The organism is Curtobacterium sp. BNK-1 (genome assembly GCF_048685235.1).
In the GTDB taxonomy this organism is placed as follows: Bacteria; Pseudomonadota; Gammaproteobacteria; order Enterobacterales; family Enterobacteriaceae; genus Pantoea; species Pantoea agglomerans.
In genome coordinates, this window is record NZ_JBLQTJ010000001.1 from 1,313,054 (window position 1) to 1,334,129 (window position 21,076).

At 55.2% G+C, this 21,076-nt stretch carries 24 protein-coding genes; 21 read left to right on the plus strand and 3 right to left on the minus strand.

Annotated features, from left to right (window positions below):
* Positions 1–74 precede the first annotated feature (74 nt).
* On the plus strand, positions 75–1,031 hold the full coding sequence (gene rluC / locus ACMGGP_RS06285) for a 23S rRNA pseudouridine(955/2504/2580) synthase RluC (RefSeq protein ID WP_010669849.1): 957 nt from the start codon (positions 75–77) through the stop codon (positions 1,029–1,031).
* Positions 1,032–1,042: 11 nt separating this feature from the next.
* Here rluC and ACMGGP_RS06290 read toward each other — a convergent pair whose 3' ends face one another.
* Positions 1,043–1,630: a Maf family protein gene (locus ACMGGP_RS06290; protein ID WP_167422813.1), complete on the minus strand. Its 588-nt coding sequence runs from the start codon at positions 1,628–1,630 to the stop codon at positions 1,043–1,045.
* A 140-nt stretch (positions 1,631–1,770) separates the two neighbouring features.
* Between ACMGGP_RS06290 and yceD the strand changes: the two genes are divergently transcribed.
* From yceD to ptsG, 14 genes are all read left to right on the plus strand, one after another.
* Positions 1,771–2,292, plus strand: a complete 522-nt coding sequence (yceD, locus tag ACMGGP_RS06295; protein ID WP_010246346.1) for a 23S rRNA accumulation protein YceD — start codon at positions 1,771–1,773, stop codon at positions 2,290–2,292.
* A 14-nt stretch (positions 2,293–2,306) separates the two neighbouring features.
* Complete coding sequence (gene rpmF, locus ACMGGP_RS06300) at positions 2,307–2,477, plus strand: 50S ribosomal protein L32 (protein WP_003849870.1); 171 nt, start codon at positions 2,307–2,309, stop codon at positions 2,475–2,477.
* A 25-nt stretch (positions 2,478–2,502) separates the two neighbouring features.
* Positions 2,503–3,543 carry a phosphate acyltransferase PlsX gene (gene plsX / locus ACMGGP_RS06305; RefSeq protein ID WP_062757396.1) on the plus strand — a complete coding sequence of 347 codons (1,041 nt, stop codon included), beginning with the start codon at positions 2,503–2,505 and terminating at the stop codon, positions 3,541–3,543.
* Positions 3,544–4,497, plus strand: a complete 954-nt coding sequence (locus tag ACMGGP_RS06310) for a beta-ketoacyl-ACP synthase III (protein WP_010246341.1) — start codon at positions 3,544–3,546, stop codon at positions 4,495–4,497.
* A 16-nt stretch (positions 4,498–4,513) separates the two neighbouring features.
* Positions 4,514–5,446 (plus strand): ACP S-malonyltransferase, encoded by a 933-nt coding sequence (fabD, locus tag ACMGGP_RS06315; protein ID WP_010669852.1) that lies wholly within the window; start codon positions 4,514–4,516, stop codon positions 5,444–5,446.
* A gap of 10 nt (positions 5,447–5,456) precedes the next feature.
* Positions 5,457–6,191: a 3-oxoacyl-ACP reductase FabG gene (fabG, locus tag ACMGGP_RS06320; RefSeq protein ID WP_010246337.1), complete on the plus strand. Its 735-nt coding sequence runs from the start codon at positions 5,457–5,459 to the stop codon at positions 6,189–6,191.
* Positions 6,192–6,345: 154 nt separating this feature from the next.
* On the plus strand, positions 6,346–6,582 hold the full coding sequence (gene acpP, locus ACMGGP_RS06325; RefSeq protein WP_003849865.1) for an acyl carrier protein: 237 nt from the start codon (positions 6,346–6,348) through the stop codon (positions 6,580–6,582).
* A gap of 85 nt (positions 6,583–6,667) precedes the next feature.
* Positions 6,668–7,909, plus strand: coding sequence for a beta-ketoacyl-ACP synthase II (fabF, locus tag ACMGGP_RS06330; protein ID WP_010246329.1), 1,242 nt, complete (start codon positions 6,668–6,670; stop codon positions 7,907–7,909).
* 91 nt (positions 7,910–8,000) lie between these two features.
* Positions 8,001–8,816, plus strand: a complete 816-nt coding sequence (gene pabC, locus ACMGGP_RS06335) for an aminodeoxychorismate lyase (RefSeq protein WP_089414327.1) — start codon at positions 8,001–8,003, stop codon at positions 8,814–8,816.
* Entirely contained in the window at positions 8,813–9,832 is a 1,020-nt protein-coding gene (gene yceG, locus ACMGGP_RS06340) for a cell division protein YceG (protein WP_010246324.1), read from the plus strand. The genes pabC and yceG overlap by 4 nt, the downstream gene beginning before the upstream one ends.
* A complete protein-coding gene (tmk, locus tag ACMGGP_RS06345) occupies positions 9,822–10,454 on the plus strand; it encodes a dTMP kinase (protein WP_010246322.1) in 633 nt (210 codons plus the stop codon). The genes yceG and tmk overlap by 11 nt, the downstream gene beginning before the upstream one ends.
* Positions 10,454–11,443 carry a DNA polymerase III subunit delta' gene (gene holB / locus ACMGGP_RS06350; RefSeq protein WP_010246320.1) on the plus strand — a complete coding sequence of 330 codons (990 nt, stop codon included), beginning with the start codon at positions 10,454–10,456 and terminating at the stop codon, positions 11,441–11,443. The genes tmk and holB overlap by 1 nt, the downstream gene beginning before the upstream one ends.
* Before the next feature lie 18 nt (positions 11,444–11,461).
* Positions 11,462–12,253, plus strand: coding sequence for a metal-dependent hydrolase (locus ACMGGP_RS06355; protein ID WP_033757273.1), 792 nt, complete (start codon positions 11,462–11,464; stop codon positions 12,251–12,253).
* Positions 12,254–12,542: 289 nt separating this feature from the next.
* Positions 12,543–13,979, plus strand: a complete 1,437-nt coding sequence (gene ptsG / locus ACMGGP_RS06360; protein ID WP_010669858.1) for a PTS glucose transporter subunit IIBC — start codon at positions 12,543–12,545, stop codon at positions 13,977–13,979.
* A gap of 54 nt (positions 13,980–14,033) precedes the next feature.
* Here ptsG and bglB read toward each other — a convergent pair whose 3' ends face one another.
* Positions 14,034–15,173 (minus strand): beta-galactosidase BglB, encoded by a 1,140-nt coding sequence (bglB, locus tag ACMGGP_RS06365; RefSeq protein ID WP_498798272.1) that lies wholly within the window; start codon positions 15,171–15,173, stop codon positions 14,034–14,036.
* A gap of 3 nt (positions 15,174–15,176) precedes the next feature.
* Positions 15,177–16,775 (minus strand): MFS transporter, encoded by a 1,599-nt coding sequence (locus ACMGGP_RS06370; RefSeq protein ID WP_010669860.1) that lies wholly within the window; start codon positions 16,773–16,775, stop codon positions 15,177–15,179.
* A 358-nt stretch (positions 16,776–17,133) separates the two neighbouring features.
* Here ACMGGP_RS06370 and hinT point away from each other — a divergent pair, with 358 nt between their 5' ends.
* From hinT to ycfP, 6 genes are read left to right on the plus strand one after another with little or no spacing between them, the layout of a single operon-like run.
* Entirely contained in the window at positions 17,134–17,484 is a 351-nt protein-coding gene (gene hinT / locus ACMGGP_RS06375) for a purine nucleoside phosphoramidase (protein WP_009090851.1), read from the plus strand.
* Positions 17,485–17,504: 20 nt separating this feature from the next.
* On the plus strand, positions 17,505–17,873 hold the full coding sequence (locus ACMGGP_RS06380) for a YcfL family putative periplasmic lipoprotein (RefSeq protein ID WP_010669861.1): 369 nt from the start codon (positions 17,505–17,507) through the stop codon (positions 17,871–17,873).
* A 47-nt stretch (positions 17,874–17,920) separates the two neighbouring features.
* Positions 17,921–18,478 (plus strand): penicillin-binding protein activator LpoB, encoded by a 558-nt coding sequence (lpoB, locus tag ACMGGP_RS06385; RefSeq protein ID WP_010246306.1) that lies wholly within the window; start codon positions 17,921–17,923, stop codon positions 18,476–18,478.
* Positions 18,465–19,277 (plus strand): thiamine kinase, encoded by an 813-nt coding sequence (thiK, locus tag ACMGGP_RS06390; RefSeq protein WP_498798273.1) that lies wholly within the window; start codon positions 18,465–18,467, stop codon positions 19,275–19,277. The genes lpoB and thiK overlap by 14 nt, the downstream gene beginning before the upstream one ends.
* Before the next feature lie 39 nt (positions 19,278–19,316).
* A complete protein-coding gene (gene nagZ / locus ACMGGP_RS06395; RefSeq protein WP_022625859.1) occupies positions 19,317–20,357 on the plus strand; it encodes a beta-N-acetylhexosaminidase in 1,041 nt (346 codons plus the stop codon).
* Positions 20,358–20,397: 40 nt separating this feature from the next.
* Entirely contained in the window at positions 20,398–20,940 is a 543-nt protein-coding gene (gene ycfP, locus ACMGGP_RS06400) for an alpha/beta hydrolase YcfP (RefSeq protein WP_010246299.1), read from the plus strand.
* Positions 20,941–21,076: the final 136 nt, after the last annotated feature.

Sequence of the window (21,076 nt, forward strand, 5' to 3'; positions counted from 1 at the left end):
CGTCACATCAACTCCAGAGTTAAGCACAGAAAAAGGGGTGGCGCTATCAGGGGACACTATTTAGAATCGCCGCCATGAAAACAGAGAATCCCGGCGTACATTTTGTCGCCATCACGGCTGAAAATGCCGGACAACGCATTGATAACTTTTTGCGCACCCAGCTCAAGGGTGTGCCCAAAAGCATGATTTATCGCATCGTTCGCAAAGGCGAGGTGCGGGTGAATAAAAAGCGCGTCAAGCCAGAATATAAGCTGGAGGAGGGCGATGAGGTGCGCATTCCGCCGGTTCGGGTAGCGGAACGCGATGAAGATGCCGTTTCCCCCAAACTGGCGAAAGTGGCTTCACTGGCCGATGCCATCCTGTTTGAGGATGAGTCGCTGCTGGTGATGAACAAGCCTTCCGGCACAGCCGTGCATGGCGGTAGCGGACTCAGCTTTGGGGTGATTGAAGGGTTACGTGCCCTGCGACCGGAAGCACGCTTTCTGGAGCTGGTGCATCGCCTGGATCGTGACACCTCCGGCATTCTGCTGGTCGCTAAAAAGCGTTCGGCGCTGCGTTCTCTTCATGAGCAACTGCGTGAAAAGGGGATGCAGAAAGACTATCTGGCCCTGGTGCGCGGCAACTGGCCGTCACACCTGAAGGTGGTTCAGGCGCCGCTGCTGAAAAACATTCTGCAGAGCGGTGAGCGCGTGGTGCGCGTCAGCAGCGAAGGCAAAGCCTCAGAAACCCGCTTTAAAGTAGAAGAGCGGTTCGAGTTTGCCACGCTGGTGAAAGCGAGCCCGGTCACCGGTCGTACGCATCAGATTCGCGTCCATACGCTGCATGCCGGGCATCCCATTGCCTTCGACGATCGCTACGGAGAACGTGAGTTTGACAGTCAGCTGGCGGCAACCGGTTTAAAACGTCTGTTCCTGCATGCTGCGGCGCTGACCTTTACGCATCCCGGCACCGGCGAAGTGATGCGGGTCGAAGCGCCACTGGATGATGGCCTGAAGCAATGCCTGCTTAAGCTGCGTCAGCGGAAAGCGTAATCTCTCCGGCATCAGTTCGTTAAAGGATTGATGCCGGCCTGCTGCAACATCTCATTGAGCGCGATCAACGGCAGCCCGACCAGCGTATTGGGATCGCGTCCCTCCAGCCGATCAAACAGACAAATCCCCAGACCTTCACTCTTAAAACTGCCCGCACACTGAAGCGGCTGCTCCTTTTCCACATAGCCGCTGATTTCAGCGTCAGTTAACGTGCGGAAATGAACCACAAAGGGCTCACAGCAGTGCAGCAGCGTGCCACTGACCGGATGAAATAGCGCCAGACCGGTATAAAAGATAATGGCTTTTCCGCTGGCGGCACGCAGTTGCGCCCGCGCATTCTCAGCCGAGTGAGGCTTACCGGCGATTGCGCCATCCAGCACGCAAACCTGGTCGGAGCCGATTATCCAGTGGCTGGGATACGTTTTTGCCAGTGCCTGCGCTTTAGCTACGGCAAGACGGGTTACCAGCGCTTCAGCGGTTTCATCGGGCTGGGGTGACTCATCAACCTCAGGCGCGGCGGTAATAAAAGGCAGGCCCAGTTTATGCAGTAATGCCTGCCGAAAGGGCGAGGTTGAAGCTAAAAGAATCGATGGCGTCATTTTTTTTCAATAGTGATAGCGAATTGGTGACAGTCATTTTAAACTGTGCGCCGCACTGGATGCGAATAGTGGTTGAAAGATGCTGTTTAACGGCCTTTTTCTTTGACTCTATGACATTACAAAGTTAATATGCGCGCCCTATGCAAAAGGTAAAATTACCCCTAACGCTGGACCCTGTCCGCACTGCTCAGAAGCGCCTTGATTATCAGGGTGTCTACACATCTGTACAGGTGGAGCGTGTGGCCGAGTCGGTCGTTAGTGTGGACAGTGATGTGGATTGTGCCATGTCGTTTGCGGTTGATAACCAACGTCTGGCAGTACTGACGGGTACTGCTGAAGTACAAGTGACGTTGCGTTGCCAGCGCTGCAACCAGACCTTTCCTCATCACGTAAAAGTGAGTTACTGCTTCAGCCCTGTCTCTTCTGAAGAGCAGGCCGAGGCATTGCCGGAAGCGTACGAGCCGGTCGATGTCAACGAGTTTGGTGAGATCGATCTGCTGGCGGTTGTCGAGGATGAAATTATTCTCGCGCTGCCGGTCGTTCCGGTGCACGATTCTGAACACTGTGAAGTGTCCGAGGCGGACATGGTCTTTGGTAAACTGCCTGCAGAGGTGGAGAAACCAAATCCATTTGCCGTATTAGCCAGTTTAAAGCGTAAGTAATAGGAGTAAGGTCCATGGCCGTACAACAGAATAAACCCACCCGTTCTAAGCGTGGTATGCGTCGTTCGCACGATGCGCTGACCACTGCTGCTCTGTCAGTAGATAAAGTTTCTGGCGAAACTCATCTGCGTCACCACATCACTGCGGACGGTTACTACCGCGGTCGCAAGGTTATCGTTAAGTAAGTTTCTTGCTTAGCAAGGCGATACCTTGACACGTTTGACCCTGGCGATTGATGCCATGGGCGGGGACTTCGGTCCCTGCGTGACAGTGCCTGCAGCATTGCAGGCACTGGCCTCTCATTCGGAACTATTCCTTCTTCTGGTCGGACATCCCGACACCCTCATGCCATTGCTTGCCAAAGCGGATTCCTCCCTGATGGGGCGTTTGCAGGTCATCCCTGCCGAATCGGTTATTGCAAGTGATGCGCGGCCCGCTCAGGCCATCCGCAACAGTCGCGGCAGCTCAATGCGTGTGGCACTGGAGATGGTTAAAGAGGGACGTGCGCAGGCCTGCATCAGCGCCGGGAATACCGGTGCGCTGATGGGGCTGTCGACGCTCTTATTAAAACCGCTGGATGGCATTAAACGTCCGGCGCTGATGTCCGTTTTACCGCACCAGCAACAGGGTAAAACCGTGGTGCTGGATCTGGGCGCAAATGTGGGCTCAGACAGTGCGATGCTGGTGCAGTTTGCTGTAATGGGGTCGGTAATGGCTGAGCATGTGCTTGGTATTGCACGGCCCCGTGTCGCGTTGCTCAATATTGGTCATGAAGAGACCAAAGGGCTGGAAACGATCCGCGACGCCGCGGCAGTGCTGCGAGAATCACCGCAAATCAACTATATTGGTTACCTTGAAGGTAACGAACTGCTCACCGGTAAAACGGATGTGATGGTCTGTGACGGTTTTGTCGGAAACGTCACGCTGAAGACTATGGAAGGCGTGGTAAGAATGTTTCTTTCTCTGCTGAAGTCATCAGGGGAAGGTAAAAAACGGTCATGGTGGCTTCAGTTGCTGGGGCGCTGGATTCAGAAACGTCTGACGAAGCGCTTCGGGCATCTCAACCCTGACCAGTACAATGGCGCTTGTCTGTTAGGATTGCGCGGAACAGTGATCAAGAGTCACGGTGCGGCAAATCAATACGCCTTCGCTGTGGCGATAGAACAGGCAGAGCAGGCGGTGAGGCAGCAAATTCCCGAGCGAATTGCTGCGCGCCTTGATGCTGTATTAGCCAGGAGTGACAAAGCCTAGATGTATACCAAAATTATCGGTACGGGCAGTTATCTGCCAAGCCAGATCCGCACCAATGCCGATCTGGAAAAAATGGTGGAGACGTCGGACGAGTGGATTGTTACCCGTACCGGCATCCGCGAGCGCCGTATTGCTGCGCCTGACGAAACCGTCGCCACCATGGGATTCAGTGCGGCGCAACGCGCCCTTGAAATGGCAGGCATTGAAGCGAACGATGTTGGGCTGATTATTGTCGCCACAACCTCTTCCAGCCATGCCTTCCCCAGCTCTGCCTGCATGATCCAGCAAATGCTTGAAATCAAAGACTGCGCGGCGTTTGACCTCGCTGCCGCCTGTGCAGGTTTCACCTATGCACTGAGCGTGGCCGATCAATACATCAAAAATGGCGCGGTGAAGCATGCTCTGGTGATTGGTGCGGATGTCCTGGCACGCGCACTTGATCCGGAAGATCGTGGCACCATCATCCTGTTTGGCGATGGTGCAGGCGCGGTCGTGCTGGGTCAGAGCGAAGAGCAGGGGATCATCTCTACCCATCTTCATGCTGATGGTCGCTATTCACAGCTGCTGACGCTGCCTTATCAGGATCGTGCGCATCAGGATCAGCCTGCTTATGTCACCATGTCAGGCAACGAAGTCTTCAAGGTTGCCGTCACCGAGCTGGCTCACATCGTTGATGAAACGCTGCAGGCCAATAATCTCGATCGTGAAATGCTGGACTGGCTGGTGCCGCATCAGGCGAACCTGCGCATTATCAGCGCCACCGCGAAAAAACTCGGCATGACCATGGATAAAGTGGTCGTCACACTGGATCGTCATGGCAATACCTCTGCCGCATCGGTGCCAAGCGCACTGGATGAAGCGGTCCGTGATGGCCGCATCAAACCCGGACACCTTATTCTGCTGGAAGCCTTTGGTGGTGGATTCACCTGGGGTTCTGCGCTGGTTCGCTTTTGATTGACAGGAACGAAAAATGACGCAATTTGCATTTGTTTTCCCCGGTCAGGGTTCACAGACCGTGGGCATGCTGACTGAATTAGCGGCAACGTATCCGCTGGTAGAAGAGACCTTCCGTGAAGCCTCTGACGCGCTGGGATATGATCTGTGGCAATTAGTAAGTCAGGGTCCGGCTGAAGAGCTGAACAAAACCTGGCAGACTCAGCCTGCACTGTTAGCCGCCTCCGTGGCAATCTACCGTGTCTGGCAGCAGCAGGGCGGTGAACAGCCAGCCCTGATGGCCGGTCACAGCCTGGGTGAATATTCAGCGCTGGTTTGCGCGGGTGTGCTTAACTTTGCGGATGCAGTGAAGCTGGTTGAACTGCGCGGCAAACTGATGCAGGAAGCGGTGCCTGAAGGCACTGGCGCGATGCAGGCGATTATTGGCCTGGATGACGCGGCTATCCGCAAAGCCTGTGAAGAGAGCGCGCAGGGTCAGGTTGTCTCACCGGTTAACTTTAACTCGCCGGGCCAGGTGGTTATTGCGGGTAACAAAGAAGCCGTTGAACGTGCGGGTGCCGCCTGTAAAGCAGCGGGCGCTAAGCGTGCCTTGCCACTGCCGGTCAGCGTTCCTTCTCACTGCGCACTGATGAAGCCTGCGGCCGATAAACTGGCGGTGGCGCTGGAGAGCATCACCTTTAACGCGCCTGCGGTACCGGTGATCAACAACGTCGATGTGAAAGCTGAAACCGACGCTGCGGCCATCCGCCATGCGCTGGTCCGTCAGCTCTACAGCCCGGTTCGCTGGACCGAGAGCGTGGAAGCGATGGCAGCACAGGGCGTGACGCAGCTCCTGGAGATGGGGCCAGGTAAAGTCCTGACCGGACTGACGAAACGTATTGTCGATAGCCTGACAGCGGCTGCCGTTAACGATACTGCATCCCTGACGGCTGCACTCGGTAAGGAATAAGAGGAAAATCATGAGCTTTGAAGGTAAAGTTGCGCTGGTTACCGGCGCGAGTCGCGGCATTGGTCGTGCGATTGCAGAAACACTGGCGGCACGCGGTGCTAAAGTGGTAGGAACTGCAACCAGCCAGAGTGGCGCCGACGCCATCAGTGCTTACCTTGGCGACAAGGGCAAAGGCCTGTTACTGAATGTGACTGACGCTGACTCAATCAGCACTGTTTTAGAGAATATTCGTGCTGAATTTGGCGAAGTGGATATTTTAGTCAATAATGCAGGCATTACGCGTGATAATCTTCTCATGCGCATGAAGGACGATGAGTGGGAGGATATCCTGGATACCAACCTCACATCGGTATTCCGCCTTTCCAAGGCGGTCCTGCGTGCCATGATGAAAAAGCGCGTGGGCCGTATCATCACCATTGGTTCCGTTGTTGGAACTATGGGTAATGCGGGCCAGGCAAACTATGCGGCAGCAAAAGCGGGTTTGATTGGCTTTAGCAAATCACTGGCGCGCGAAATCGCGTCACGTGGCATTACCGTCAACGTCGTGGCTCCAGGCTTTATTGAGACTGACATGACGCGGGCACTGAACGAAGATCAACGTTCCGGTATTTTGGCGGAAGTTCCTGCGGGTCGCTTAGGCGATGCTCAGGAAATCGCCAATGCTGTGGCATTTTTAGCCTCTGACGAAGCAGCCTACATCACAGGTGAAACGCTGCACGTCAACGGCGGAATGTACATGGTCTGATAAATCACGAAATGATTTGCTTTATTTGCGGTTAGAACCGCAAAATAACGCAAAATCGTGGTTCGACCAGCCGGGATTTTGTTGCATCTTTTTCACCATTTTATACACTACGAAAACCATCGCGAAAGCGAGTTTTGATAGGAAATTAAATAGTATGAGCGATATCGAACAACGCGTTAAGAAAATCATCAGTGAGCAGCTGGGTGTGAAAGAGGAAGAAGTCACCAACTCTGCATCTTTCGTAGAAGACCTGGGTGCCGATTCTCTTGATACCGTTGAGCTGGTGATGGCTCTGGAAGAAGAGTTTGATACTGAGATTCCAGACGAAGAAGCTGAGAAAATCACTACCGTTCAGGCAGCGATCGACTATATCAATAGCCATAAAGGCTAATGAATATCTTCAGGCGGTCGCTCGACCGCCTGATTTTTTTGTTTGTCCCACATAGTTCCCTATTTCCCCTCCCTGGAGGACGAACGTGTCTAAGCGTCGTGTAGTTGTGACTGGTCTTGGCATGTTGTCTCCTGTCGGCAATACCGTAGAGTCTACCTGGAGTGCTCTCCTTGCCGGTCAGAGCGGCATTACCCTGATCGACCATTTTGATACCAGTGCTTATGCAACACGTTTTGCAGGTCTGGTAAGAGATTTTAATTGTGATGACTACATCTCGCGCAAAGATCAGCGCAAGATGGATGCCTTCATCCAGTACGGCATTGTGGCCGGTATGCAGGCCATGCAGGACAGTGGTCTGGTTGTTACCGACGAAAATGCAAGCCGTATGGGCGCAGCAATTGGCTCCGGCATCGGTGGTTTAGGTCTGATTGAAGAGAATCATACTTCACTGGTCAACGGCGGCCCGCGCAAAATCAGCCCATTTTTTGTGCCTTCAACCATCGTTAACATGGTGGCGGGTCATCTCAGCATCATGTATGGCCTGAAAGGTCCAAGCATCTCTATCGCGACAGCCTGTACCTCTGGTGTGCATAACATCGGTCATGCCGCACGCATCATCGCCTATAACGATGCTGATGTGATGCTGGCGGGTGGCACAGAGAAAGCCAGTACGCCATTAGGCGTCGGTGGCTTTGGTGCAGCACGTGCTCTCTCAACCCGTAATGAAAACCCGCAAGCGGCCAGCCGCCCGTGGGATAAAGATCGTGACGGTTTTGTGCTGGGTGACGGCGCTGGCATTGTGGTACTCGAAGAGTATGAACATGCGAAGAAACGTGGTGCGAAAATCTACGCGGAAATCGTAGGTTTTGGTATGAGCAGCGATGCCTACCACATGACTTCACCACCAGAAGATGGATCAGGCGCCGCCGCGGCAATGATCAACGCATTGCGCGATGCTCAGCTTACGCCAGAGCAGATTGGCTATGTCAACGCGCACGGCACCTCCACGCCAGCGGGTGATAAAGCGGAAGCGCGGGCGGTGAAATCGGTCTTTGGGGCAGCAGCCAGCAGCGTGATGGTGAGCTCGACCAAATCAATGACCGGGCACTTACTGGGTGCGGCAGGCGCGGTTGAATCGATCTACTCGATTCTGGCGCTGCGCGACCAGGCCATTCCACCGACCATTAACCTCGACAATCCGGATGAGGGCTGCGATCTCGACTTCGTGCCCCACACCGCGCGTCAGGTTCCCGGTCTGGAGTACACCCTGTGTAACTCCTTCGGTTTCGGCGGAACCAACGGTTCGTTGATCTTCCGTAAAGTGTAATCGTTGTTGATTGCTAAAAAGGCCCGCGATGCGGGCCTTTTTTTATCCTGCAGAATGCGCTGAAATCACGAGTCACGCTCAGGAGAGAACCATGTGGATTAACGGGTTAAAACAATCGATGCTGGCCGCCAGCGACCGCGGCCTGCAGTTTGGGGATGGCTGTTTTACTACCGCCGCCGTGCGTCAGGGTAAAATCGTGCTGCTGGAAAGTCACATTCAGCGCCTCAAAGAGGGCTGTGAGCGGTTATGGATTGATGGCGTCGACTGGCTTCAGCTTGAGACTGAAATGCGACAGGCCGCGCAGCAACAAACCCAGGCGGTGCTAAAAGTGATTATCAGCACGGGCAGCGGCGGACGGGGCTACAGCCGGCGCGGCTGTGGTGAACCCACGCGAATTGTCTCGCTGGCGCCCTGGCCGCAACACTACTCCGATTTACAGCAGCGTGGCGTGTCACTCCGGCTCAGCCCGGTCCGTCTGGCACGTAATCCACAGTTTGCCGGTATCAAGCACCTTAATCGTCTGGAGCAGGTGATGATCAGAGCTCATCTTGACCAGACAGACGCCGACGAGGCGCTGGTGCTTGACACTGAAGGTTGGGTGGTGGAATGCTGTGCGGCCAATTTATTCTGGCGTCAGGGCTCGCAAATTTTCACGCCTGATCTATCAGCGTCGGGTGTGGATGGCATTATGCGGCGAAGTCTGATGGCGCAACTTGCTGCCGCAGGCCAGGCTTGCCAGGTAATAAAAAGCGAACCGGCGCAGCTGCTGGCCGCCGATGAAGTGGTGATATGTAACGCGCTGATGCCGGTCCTGCCGGTCCGACAGATAGAAGCGGTAGAGTTTACTGAGCGTTCGCTGTTTAATCAGTTGCGCGCAAGCTGTGAAAAGATAATGGATGCATCATGATTCGAAGCAAAAAAATCGTCGTCAGCCTGCTGGCGATCGTGGGTCTCGCGGCTGTGCTGAGTTACTGGCAGGTTAAGCGGTTTGCGGCCACCCCGTTAACCCTGCAGCAGGAAACGATCTACACGCTGCCTGCCGGCACGGGCCGGGTCGCACTTGAAGCGCAGCTGGAAGAGCAGAAGATTATTCCGCACAGTATCTGGTTTGGCGCGCTGCTGCGTCTGGAACCTGAACTGGCTACCTTCAAGGCGGGTACCTATCGCCTTGAGCCGACCATGACGGTGCGCTCGCTGTTACAGCTGCTGGCCAGCGGTAAAGAGGCGCAGTTCCCGGTGCGGTTCGTGGAAGGCCAGCGGCTGAAAGAGTGGCTGAGTGAGCTGCGCAAAGCGCCTTATATCCGGCATACCCTGAAAGATGATCAGTTCGCCACCCTTGCCAGCGCACTAAAAGTGGAGCCTGAGCAGCTGGAGGGCAACTTCTTCCCGGATACCTGGCTTTACACGGCTAACACCACCGATATGGCGCTGCTACAGCGCGCTCATGAGCGGATGAAAAAAACCATTGCTGAGGTGTGGCAGGGACGGGCGGATAATCTGCCCTATAAAACCCCACAGGATCTGGTGACCATGGCCTCAATCATTGAGAAAGAGACCGGCGTCAGCGAGGAGCGCGCGCGCGTAGCCTCGGTATTTATCAATCGCCTGCGCACCGGTATGCGGTTACAGACCGATCCCACCGTCATCTATGGCATGGGCGACAGCTATAACGGGACGCTGACCCGCAAAGATCTTGAGACGGCCAGCGCTTACAATACCTATATCATTAACGGTCTGCCGCCGGGTCCGATCGCCATGCCGGGTAAAGCCTCTCTGCAGGCAGCGGCTCATCCCGAGAAAACCAACTATCTCTACTTTGTTGCGGACGGCAAGGGCGGCCATACCTTTACGACTAATCTTGCCAGCCATAACAAGGCGGTGCAGGTTTACCGGCAGACGCTAAAGGAAAAAAATGAACAGTAAGTTTATCGTCATTGAAGGATTGGAAGGCGCCGGTAAAACCACCGCGCGTGATGCCATCGTCGCCACGCTGCGTGCCCGGGGCATTCACGATCTGGTCTTTACCCGTGAGCCTGGCGGAACGCCGCTGGCAGAACAGCTGCGGATGCTGGTTAAGCAGGGTATTGAGGGCGAGCAGGTTACAGATAAAGCGGAACTGCTGATGCTCTATGCGGCGCGGGTTCAGCTGGTGGAAACGGTCATTAAACCGGCGCTGGCGCGCGGTGCCTGGGTGATCGGCGACCGTCATGATCTCTCTTCTCAGGCTTATCAGGGAGGCGGACGTGGAGTTGACGCCGGTCTGATGCAGACGCTGCGTGATACCGTCTTAGGCGATTTCCGTCCCGATCTCACGCTCTATCTTGATGTGACACCCGACATCGGTCTGCAGCGCGCCCGTGCGCGCGGTGAGCTGGATCGCATTGAGCAGGAGTCATTGCGCTTCTTTGAACGCACCCGCGCGCGCTATCTGGCGCTGGCAGCGGAGGACCCCACCATCATCACCATCGATGCGACACAATCACTGGGCGATGTGACAGCGTCACTTCAGGCGGCGCTGGATGGCTGGCTGGCGGAGCAGGCGTGATGCACTGGTATCCGTGGCTGAATCAGCCTTATCGCCAGGTGATTGGCCAGCATCAGGAGAATCGCGCTCACCATGCGTTGTTGATCCAGGCGATGGCAGGTATGGGCGATGAGGCGCTGGTCTGGGGGATGAGCCGCTGGCTGATGTGCCAGCAGCGGGATGGCCTGAAAAGTTGCGGACAGTGTCACGGTTGCCAGCTGATGCAGGCCAATACCCATCCTGACTGGTATCGGCTTGAGGCGGAGAAGGGCAAAAGTACCCTGGGCATCGACGCGGTGCGGCAGGTAACGGAAAAAATGTACCACTTTGGTCAGCAGGGCGGCGCGAAAGTGGTCTGGCTGCCGGATGCCGCGCAGCTTTCGGAAGCGGCGGCCAACGCCTTGCTGAAAACGCTGGAAGAGCCGCCAGCCAACAGCTGGTTCTTCCTCAGCAGCCGGGATCCCTCGCGCCTGCTGGCCACGCTGCGCAGCCGCTGCATGGCGCTGCATCTGACGCCGCCGGACGAAGGACAAAGCCTGCTCTGGCTGAAGAAGCACGCTGCGCACGACGAACAGATGCTGCTGGCGGCTCTGCGTCTGAGCGCAGGTGCACCCGGTGCGGCGCTGAGCCTGCTGGAAAACGGACCGTGGCAGGCCCGGCAGAAGCTCTGCGATGCGCTGTCCGCTGCGTTGCAGCAGGACATCCTGCAACTGCTGCCTGCGCTGAACGCCGACGACGCGGCAGCGCGTATCGGCTGGCTGCTCTCTTTGCTGCTGGATGCAATGAAGTGGCAGCAACATGCAGGTCAGTGGCTGAGTAATATCGATCGTCAGGATGTGGTGCAGTTGCTGGCCGGATACTTTTCTGCCAGCGCGCTCAACAGCAGCCTCCAGGATTGGATGCGCTGTCGCGAGCAGCTACTGCATGTGGCATCGGTGAATCGCGAATTATTGCTGACCGATCAGCTTCTGAGCTGGGCGGACAAACAGAAGCCCGCGCTTGTCGGCTAAACCTATCTGAGAGTAATTATGTTTATTGTGGATTCCCATTGCCATCTTGATGGCCTGGACTATGAAAAGAACCATCGTGACCTGGATGATGTGATCGCCAAAGCGGCGGCGCGTGATGTGAAATTTATGCTGGCAATCGCCACCACGCTGCCGGGTTTTCATACCCTTAAAAGTCTGGTCGGCGAACGGAAAAATATAGCGCTCTCCTGCGGTGTGCATCCGCTGAATCAGGAAGAGGCCTATGATGTTGAGGAGTTTCGTCGGCTCTCTGCCGATCCTCAGGTGGTGGCTCTGGGAGAAACCGGGCTGGATTATCACTATCAGCCAGAAACAAAAGATCAGCAGCAGCGCTCGTTCCGGGAACATATCCGTACCGGTATTGCGCTGAACAAACCGATCATTGTTCACACCCGTGATGCCCGCGAAGATACGCTGGCGATTCTGCGTGAAGAGCAGGTTGAACGTTGCGGCGGCGTGCTGCACTGCTTCACTGAGGATCAGCCCACCGCAGCAAAACTGCTGGATATGGGCTTCTACATCTCTTTTTCCGGCATCGTCACATTCCGCAATGCCGAGCAGTTACGTGAAGCCGCACGCTATGTGCCGCTGGATCGGATGCTGGTGGAAACGGATTCGCCTTATCTGGCCCCGGTGCCTTTCCGTGGTAAAGAGAATCAGCCCGCTTATACGCGCGATGTTGCCGAATATCTGGCTGTACTAAAAGGGGTGGATTTAGAAACGCTGGCAGCCACAACAACCCAAAACTTCTCAACGCTGTTTCATATCCCGATGAGCCAGCTGGGCGCCTGATCAGCTATTATTTCAGCCTCTGTAATTAATCTGTAACCTGCGTATATGACCCTGTTTTTTCAGACAGGGTCAGCTTTTTATCGCCGATTACTGGTGCGGATCAGTAAGAAATTTCGTAAAGTGCGCCCTTGTGATTGTCGAAACGTGATACCCGTCAAAGTAACAAATCGGGAATTATTTTACCCTTCGTAATAAATCAAAAGGCGGTCACCGCCAGCCCGGCAAAGAATCCTCCCTCTTTGCCACGCGCACTGCGCAAATATGCACTCTTACTCAGGAGCTTCACGCTATGTTCAAAAATGCTTTTGCCAACCTTCAAAAGGTCGGTAAATCGCTGATGCTGCCGGTATCGGTTCTGCCGATTGCCGGTATTTTGTTAGGGGTCGGTTCAGCCAATTTCAGCTGGTTACCTGCAGTGGTTTCGCATGTGATGGCAGAAGCGGGTGGATCGGTGTTCGCCAACATGCCGCTGATTTTCGCTATTGGTGTGGCGCTGGGCTTTACCAATAATGACGGCGTTTCGGCGCTGGCAGCGGTTGTTGCCTATGGCATCATGGTGAAAACCATGGCGGTGGTTGCCCCGCTGGTGCTGCATCTGCCTGCGGCGGAGATCGAGGCTAAACACCTCGCCGACACCGGGGTGCTGGGCGGTATTATCGCCGGTTCCATCGCCGCTTACATGTTTAATCGCTTCTACCGCATCAAGCTGCCAGAATATCTGGGCTTCTTTGCCGGTAAGCGTTTTGTGCCGATTATTTCCGGTCTGGCAGCTATCATTCTCGGCGTGCTGCTCTCCTTTATCTGGCCACCGATAGGTTCCGCGATTCAGGAGTTCTCGCAGTGGGCAGCCTATCAAAACCCGGTTGTCGCCTTTGGTATTTATGGCGTAATTGAACGTGCGTTGGTGCCATTTGGTCTGCATCACATCTGGAACGTTCCTTTCCAGATGCAGATCGGTGAATACACCAATGCGGCAGGTCAGGTGTTCCACGGTGATATCCCGCGCTATATGGCGGGTGACCCGACCGCAGGTAAACTCTCTGGCGGCTTCCTGTTCAAAATGTACGGTCTGCCAGCGGCAGCGATTGCTATCTGGCATTCAGCGAAGCCTGAAAATCGCGCCAAAGTGGGCGGTATCATGATCTCCGCCGCGCTGACCGCATTCCTGACCGGTATCACCGAACCGATTGAATTCTCATTCATGTTCGTGGCACCAATCCTGTATGTGATCCATGCGCTGCTGGCGGGTCTGGCATTCCCAATCTGTATCCTGCTTGGGATGCGTGATGGCACCAGCTTCTCTCACGGTCTGATCGACTTTATCGTCCTGAGCGGCAACAGCAGTAAAATCTGGCTGTTCCCGATTGTTGGTATCATCTATGGTCTGGTTTACTACACCATATTCCGTGTACTGATCGCGAAGCTGGATCTGAAAACACCTGGCCGTGAAGAGAGCAGCAGCAGCGAGCAATCTACCGCGACCGGTACAGAGATGGCGGGCAAACTGGTGGCGGCGTTTGGTGGTAAAGAGAACATCACCAACCTGGATGCCTGTATCACCCGTTTACGTGTCAGCGTCGCCGATGTGGCGAAAGTGGATCAGACTGAACTGAAAAACCTCGGCGCCCGTGGCGTGGTGGTTGCCGGTTCCGGTGTGCAGGCGATTTTCGGGACTAAATCCGATAACCTGAAAACCGATATGGATGATTACATCCGCAGCATGTAATGATTTACAGCGATGAAAAAGCCCCGCTAAGCGGGGCTTTTTTTTGGCCGGGATTCAGAGGTAAACGCGCAGATACTCTGTCAGGCAGAGCAGGGCCATCGCCTGGCCGTAGGGCATAGAGGTCAGAGGAACCGTGCGGTAGTAATCCAGATCCATGCCCATTGCGGTACCAAAGGAGACCTGTTTTAACTCGCCATCGTCATCAATATTGGCAATCACGCCGCGCAACGCTTTTTCTGCCACCTCGCGATACTCCGCGGGCAGATAACGTTTACGAACCCCTTTCAGAATGCCATAGGCAAACCCGGCGGTGGCGGAGGCTTCCGGGTAGCTGTGCGGATCATCAAGCAGGGTGTGCCACAATCCGCTGCTGTGCTGACACTCCCTGAGCGCTTTAACCTGGGTCTCCAGCACCTGCTGCAGAAAACGGCGGGTAGCGTGATGCTCAGGCCAGTTCATCATCTCCAGGAAGTCGGGAATGACAATCGTCACCCAGCTGTTACCGCGCGCCCAGCGTGCATCAGCAAAGTTATGGCGGCCGTCAAAGTTCCAGCCGTGGAACCATAAGCCGGTTTTGCGATCCATCAGATACTGGGTGTGCAGCAGGAACTGATAACTCGCTTCTTCAATCCACTCATCGCGCTTCAGCAACTGGCCAATTTTAGCCAGCGCCATCACGCTCATCATCAGCGTATCGTCCCAGAGCTGCTGTGGGTTTTCGTTGTTATAGACAATGTGCTGCAGGCCGCCCTGTTCGGTACGCGGCATCTCATACATAACCCATTCTGCCCAGCGCTCCAGCACCGGCACCCAGGCCGGATTCCCGGTCTCTTCGTAACGGTAGGCCAGCGTCAGAAAAGGACAAACGGTATTCACATTTTTGGTCGGCGTGCCTTCCGCCAGACGCTGCCTAAACCACTCATCAATAATGGCCAGCGTCTGCTGGTCACCGGTCTGCTGATAGTAGTGCAGCATGCCATACAGACCGATGCCGTGTGTCCATTCCCAACCCGCCCAGCCTTTGGTATCAATCACCCGGCCATCGTCCAGCCGTAATAAAAATTCGCCTGTCTCATCGGTGATGTTAACCAGATTCTGTGTCAGCTTTTGAATCAGCTGTACCAGTTCGCTGCGTGGCAACAGATGTTCGGGCTGGCACAATAATTTGCTGTGTTTAACGGGAAATACAGTCATGGTTTATTCCTGTCGTTTTAAGGTCGGGTTTAAAGAAGGGTTTAAAGTGGGATGTGCGGACAATTTTTCCGGCGCTGGCTTATTACGATTAAGGAAGCCAATGTTGTTGTTGCCCCAAAGATTTTCGTAAGGCATGCCAGCCAGCGTTTCTACAATTCCGCGTGCTTCCGGCGTGATGCTTTCCGGCACGATGCGGCCCGCGTCGCGCATCTTCAGCGTCTCCTGGCGCAGCACAGTGTGGGTCTGCAGATTAAGCTTAAAGCGCAGTGACACGATAAAGCCGCAGGCCAGTACGGCCACAGTGCCAATGCTGAGAATCGCCAGAATAGTGTGGCTGACGCCGGGTACCTGGGTCGCCTGGCCAGAAACAAAGCCGGAGAGCTGCAGCACGATACCGACCAGCATAACTGCGCCAGCCTGCGACGCTTTACGCGTCAGGGTCATGATGCCGGCAAAAATCCCTTCACGGCGCTGTCCGGTGATCACCTCATCCACATCGGCGATATAGGTATAGGTGTTCCACGGCACATAGTTGATGCCGCCACGTCCCAGGCCTGCCAGGGCGGAGATCACCAGCAGCAGTGACATGTTGTCGTTCATTCCGGCATACCACAATCCAGCGTAAGAGAGCGCCGCAAGTCCAAACAGTACAGCCACCAGACGGTAGGCGGGCGCGGGTCCCATGCGGATGCAGAGCGGAATCATCGCCATCACGGCAATAAACTGCAGCACCGCCATGGTGCCCATCAGGCTGGAGGCGACCTGAGCGCTCTGCATCAGCACAAATACCACATACCAGGTAAAGACGGCGTTAAACACATCCTGGGCGATATAGCCGCCGAGGTACATGCCAAGGTGCTGGCGGAAGATGCGGATGCGTAAGGTTGAAGCCAGCTCGACATAGAGCCGCTTGAGATTCTGCATCAGCGTCAGCTGCTGCTTTTCCTGTTCTGCACGGCGTGACTCGGCGGAAAAGTCATCGGGGTGACGCTCCCAGGTAAAACACCACACCAGCGTCAGCACCAGCGCGCAGATTACCGAAAACACCAGGCTGGCGTAGAAGAAGGAGAGAGGATTATCTTTGCCCAGCATACCCAGCAAAATACCGGGTAAAAAGGCAGCCAGAATGGCCGACAGCTGTGCCAGGCCGATGCGGGCACCGGAGAAGCGGGTTTTCTGTTTGAAATCGTCGGTCATTTCCGGCACCAGCGTTTCATACGGCACCAGGATCATGGTGTAGACGATATCAAACAACAGATACGTGCAGAGATACCACCAGAAACTCATGTCGCTGAGCCACATCAGGCTATAACTGAATACAGAGGGTATGCCGAGCAGGATAAAGAATTTGCGGCGGCCAAAGCGTTTGCCCAGCCAGGTCGAACCGAAGTTATCGGTCAGAAAGCCCATCAGCGGACTGACTATCGCATCCAGCACGCGGGCAGCGGCAAAGATCAGCGTGGCCTGAATCGGGGTTAACCCACAAAAGGTGGTGTAAAAATAGAGCAACCAGGCGGCGGTCAGCGCCGTGGTGCCTGCTCCAAGAAAATCTCCGGAACCGTAGGCCAGATAGTGGCCAAGACCAATTTTACGTGAGCGCATGTCTGATGCTCCTTGATGTTTATGGCGGTTTATCCCTGGTGACGCCGGTCATCTCACCCGGACTGGTTAGCAAAGTAGAACTGACGGGTCGGCTAAACCTTCGCAATTTGGCAAGTGCTGGCGCTGAAGTGGCAGTCATACAAAGAAAAGGGTGGCGAAATTCTAATTTATAAAACAGCGTTTCATTTTCTGGTGTGGCAGGGGCGTTGTTAGCATTCTGAACAGCGTGCGGGTCACGGAGAGAGGGGGCTGCTGCAAAGGCAGGCGAACAATGCAAGAAAAGTGGTCCTGAGGTTGAAAGAAAACAAATTTCTCCCGCATACTGATTGATTAAGACTCAGGCTAAAGGAATTGCACCATGGCAGAAGAAACCATTTTTAGTAAAATTATCCGCCGCGAAATCCCCGCTGATGTGGTTTATCAGGATGAGCTGGTCACTGCCTTCCGCGACATTTCGCCCAAAGCGCCGACCCATATTTTAATCGTGCCGAATGTGCTGATCCCAACGGTCAACGAGGCGGAAGCGGCGCATGAGCATGCGCTGGGACGTATGTTTACTACCGCGGCGAAAATCGCCCGTCAGGAAGGTATCGATCAAAATGGTTATCGTCTGATTGTGAACTGCAATCAACATGGTGGTCAGGAGGTTTATCACATTCATATGCATCTGCTGGGCGGTGAACCGCTGGGACCGATGCTCTCTAACTGACCTGATAACGGAAGCGTGCTATGCGATCCTGGCTGACTGGCCTGCCGATCCTGCTCTGCCTGACGGCCTGCAGCAGTGATAAACCGATGATCAATACGTCACAGTCGCTGGTGATGGAGTCCTCTGTGTTGTCGGCAGGGATCATTACCGATGAACCGACGCTGGATGAGAACGATGGACTGAAGCGTGCCACCAGCGTGCTCTATAATCAGCGCGAAACACCGGTTGTTGTGCACTATCGTTACTACTGGTATGACGACAAAGGGCTGGAAATCACCCCGCAGGAACCGGCGCAGACCGTTACCGTTCCGGCGCAGGGCAGCATTATCGCCACTTCGCAACTGGGTAACCTGACGGCCAGCAAGGTTCGTCTTTATCTCTATCTTTAAGGATTTTCTACGTGATACGCAGTGTTAATCGTACCGGAGCGATACTGATGGCGCTCATTCTGACCGGCTGTGTCGTGAAACAGCAGCAGCCTGCACCGGTTGAACCGACCCAGCCTGTGGAGCCGGTGCAGCCCGTTCCACAACCTGAACCGGTGCCGCAACCGCAGCCTGTGCCGCAGCCACCGAAACTGGTCACTATCAACTGGGATGCCAGCGTTCAGCCGCTGGTGGCGCAGATGTTGCAGGCCGCCAGCGCCGAGCCGGGCAGCGTGTTGCTGGTGGATCGGGTTAAAAACAGCACCAACGGTGCGCTGCAAAGCGAGAAAGCGACGGCAGCTATCCAGAATGCGCTGAATAACAACGGCAAATTCACCCTGGTTTCTGCTGACCAACTGGCGCAGGCCAAGCAGACGCTGGGATTATCGCCGGATGACAGCCTGAACTCGCGCAGTAAAGCGATTGGCCTGGCGCGTAACGTTAATGCTCAGTATGTGCTCTACAGCAACGCGCGTGGCGATGTCAAAGCGCCGACGCTGCAAATGCAACTGATGCTGGTCCAGACCGGTGAGATCATCTGGTCCGGCAACGGCATTGCACAGAATTAATCCCGCTTTCCAGCGGATGATTCAGCAGGTCACCGGCGAACCAGAAAAGACATCCTTTATCCCGCTTGCCGGTCTGACCGGGCACAGCCAGAAGATTGTCAGCCCGCGCGGAACTTTTATCGCGCGGGCGGCACCGCAACCTGTTATTCCGTTTGTGGATCGGCAGCGCGAATTCCGTCTGTTACGCAAACTGCAAGCCAGCGGAGTGGCACCGCAGCCCGTGGCGGGCCATCGTCAGGGAATCATCCTGACCTGGTGCGCAGGCGAAGCGCTGGATGAACACCGTTTCAGCCAGCAGCGTCCACAGATCGTGGCACTGCTACAGCAGCTGCATCAGCAGCCGCTGACCGGCTATCGTCTGCAGTTGTTGCCGCTGTTATGGCGCTACTGGCAGCTCACTCCACAGCGGCATCACCGCTGGTTGCGGGCGCTCAGGCGTCTGACGCAGCAGGGTGAACCTCACCCGCTGCGGCTGGCTCCGCTGCACATGGATCTGCATGCCGGAAATGTCATACAAGGTCCCGAAGGTCTGCGTCTGATCGACTGGGAGTATGCCGCCGATGGCGACGTGGCGCTGGAGCTGGCGGCTGTCTGTGCCAGCGATCCGCAGCACCATGCCGAGTGGCTGGCTGAGTATGCCGCGGCGATGCAGTTGCCGCTTACCGCGCTGGTGCAGCAGGTCAGACGCTGGCAGCCCTGGCTGCAGTTGCTGATGGCCAGCTGGTATCAGCTCCGTGCCGGTCAGCGTGACGACGACACATTACAACATCTGGCTCGACAGAGCTGGGAACAGATTTAATCGCGTTACGCAGGTGCGTTTCGCTACAGGATTCATGATATGAGATCAGATTTACCCGGCCCACTGATGCTTGACGTCGAGGGTTATGAACTGGATGGCGAAGAGCGCGACATCCTGCAGCATCCGCTGGTGGGCGGTTTAATTTTATTTGCCCGAAATTATCATGATCCCGCACAGCTGGCTGAGCTGGTGCGGCAGATCCGCGCCGCCTCTCACACTCGGCTGGTGGTGGCGGTGGATCAGGAGGGAGGTCGCGTGCAGCGTTTCCGTGACGGCTTCACCCAACTGCCTGCCATGCAATCTTTTGCTGCGTTGCACGACCTGGATACCGCCGGTGAACTGGCGCAACAGGCGGGATGGCAAATGGCGGCCGAGATGATCGCCATGGATATCGATATCAGCTTTGCGCCGGTACTCGATATTGGTCATATCAGCGCCGCGATTGGTGACCGTTCTTTCCATGCCGATCCGGCCATCGCCCTTGATGTCGCCCGCCGCTTTATTGCCGGGATGCACGAGGCGGGCATGAAGACTACGGGTAAACATTTTCCGGGTCACGGTGCGGTGAGTGCGGATTCGCATAAAGAGACCCCACGCGATCCGCGGGACGAAAAGACGCTGCGTGAGCATGACATGGCAATCTTCAGCAAGCTGATTACCGAACAGGCACTGGACGCCATCATGCCCGCACACGTCATCTACTCCGAAGTTGATCCGCTGCCCGCCAGTGGTTCGCCATACTGGCTTAAAACCGTGCTGCGTGAGCAACTGGGCTTTGACGGTATTATTTTCTCCGACGATCTGTCGATGGAGGGCGCAGCGGTGATGGGCAGCTATCCTGAGCGGGCGCAGCAGTCCCTTTCCGCGGGCTGTGACATGATTCTGGTCTGCAATCAGCGTCAGGGTGCCATCAGTGTACTGGATAACCTGATCCCGGTCGGGTCAGAGCGGGTTACACAGCTGTATCATCAGGGCAGGTTTACCCGCGATGAACTGCGGGGAACGCATCGCTGGAAAAATAATGCTCAGCAACTGAGTGCGCTTCAGGAACGCTGGCTGGCTCATAAGGCGTCGTGGTAAGCAGTGACTGCCCGGCGCTATCACTACCTTGAGGATTATCATGATCATCTATCTGCACGGTTTTGATTCCAACAGTCCGGGCAATCACGAAAAAGTGCTGCAACTGCAATTTATCGATCCTGACGTCAGGTTGATCAGTTACAGCACCCGCCATCCCAAACATGACATGCAGTTTCTGCTAAAAGAGACCGATAAGATGCTGACGCTTTCTGACGACGACCGGCCGCTGATTTGCGGCGTCGGACTGGGCGGCTTCTGGTCAGAGCGCATTGGATTTCTGTGCGGCATCCGGCAGGTGATTTTTAATCCCAACCTCTCGCCGCAGGCGAACATGGAAGGGAAGATCGACCGGCCGGAGGAGTATCAGGATATCGCAACGAAGTGCGTCAGCGATTTTCGCGAGCGTAATCGTGACCGCTGTCTGGCCATTCTCTCCCGTCACGATGAGGCGCTCGACAGCCAGCACATTGCTGACCAGCTGCATCCGTTTTATGAAATTGTCTGGGATGAGACGGAAGGGCACAAATTCAAAAATATATCCCCACATCTTAAGCGGATAAAAGCTTTTAAAACATTAGGTTAAGCAGCAAAGGCATCGCAAGGTGCCTGTTTTTATTACGTAATTATCTGAGTTTTATTTTCCCGCTTTGATGTATATCAATATTCTTATGTTCTCCTCTTCCCGCCATGCTATTCTCCCAGCAGATTGCGATTTTAAC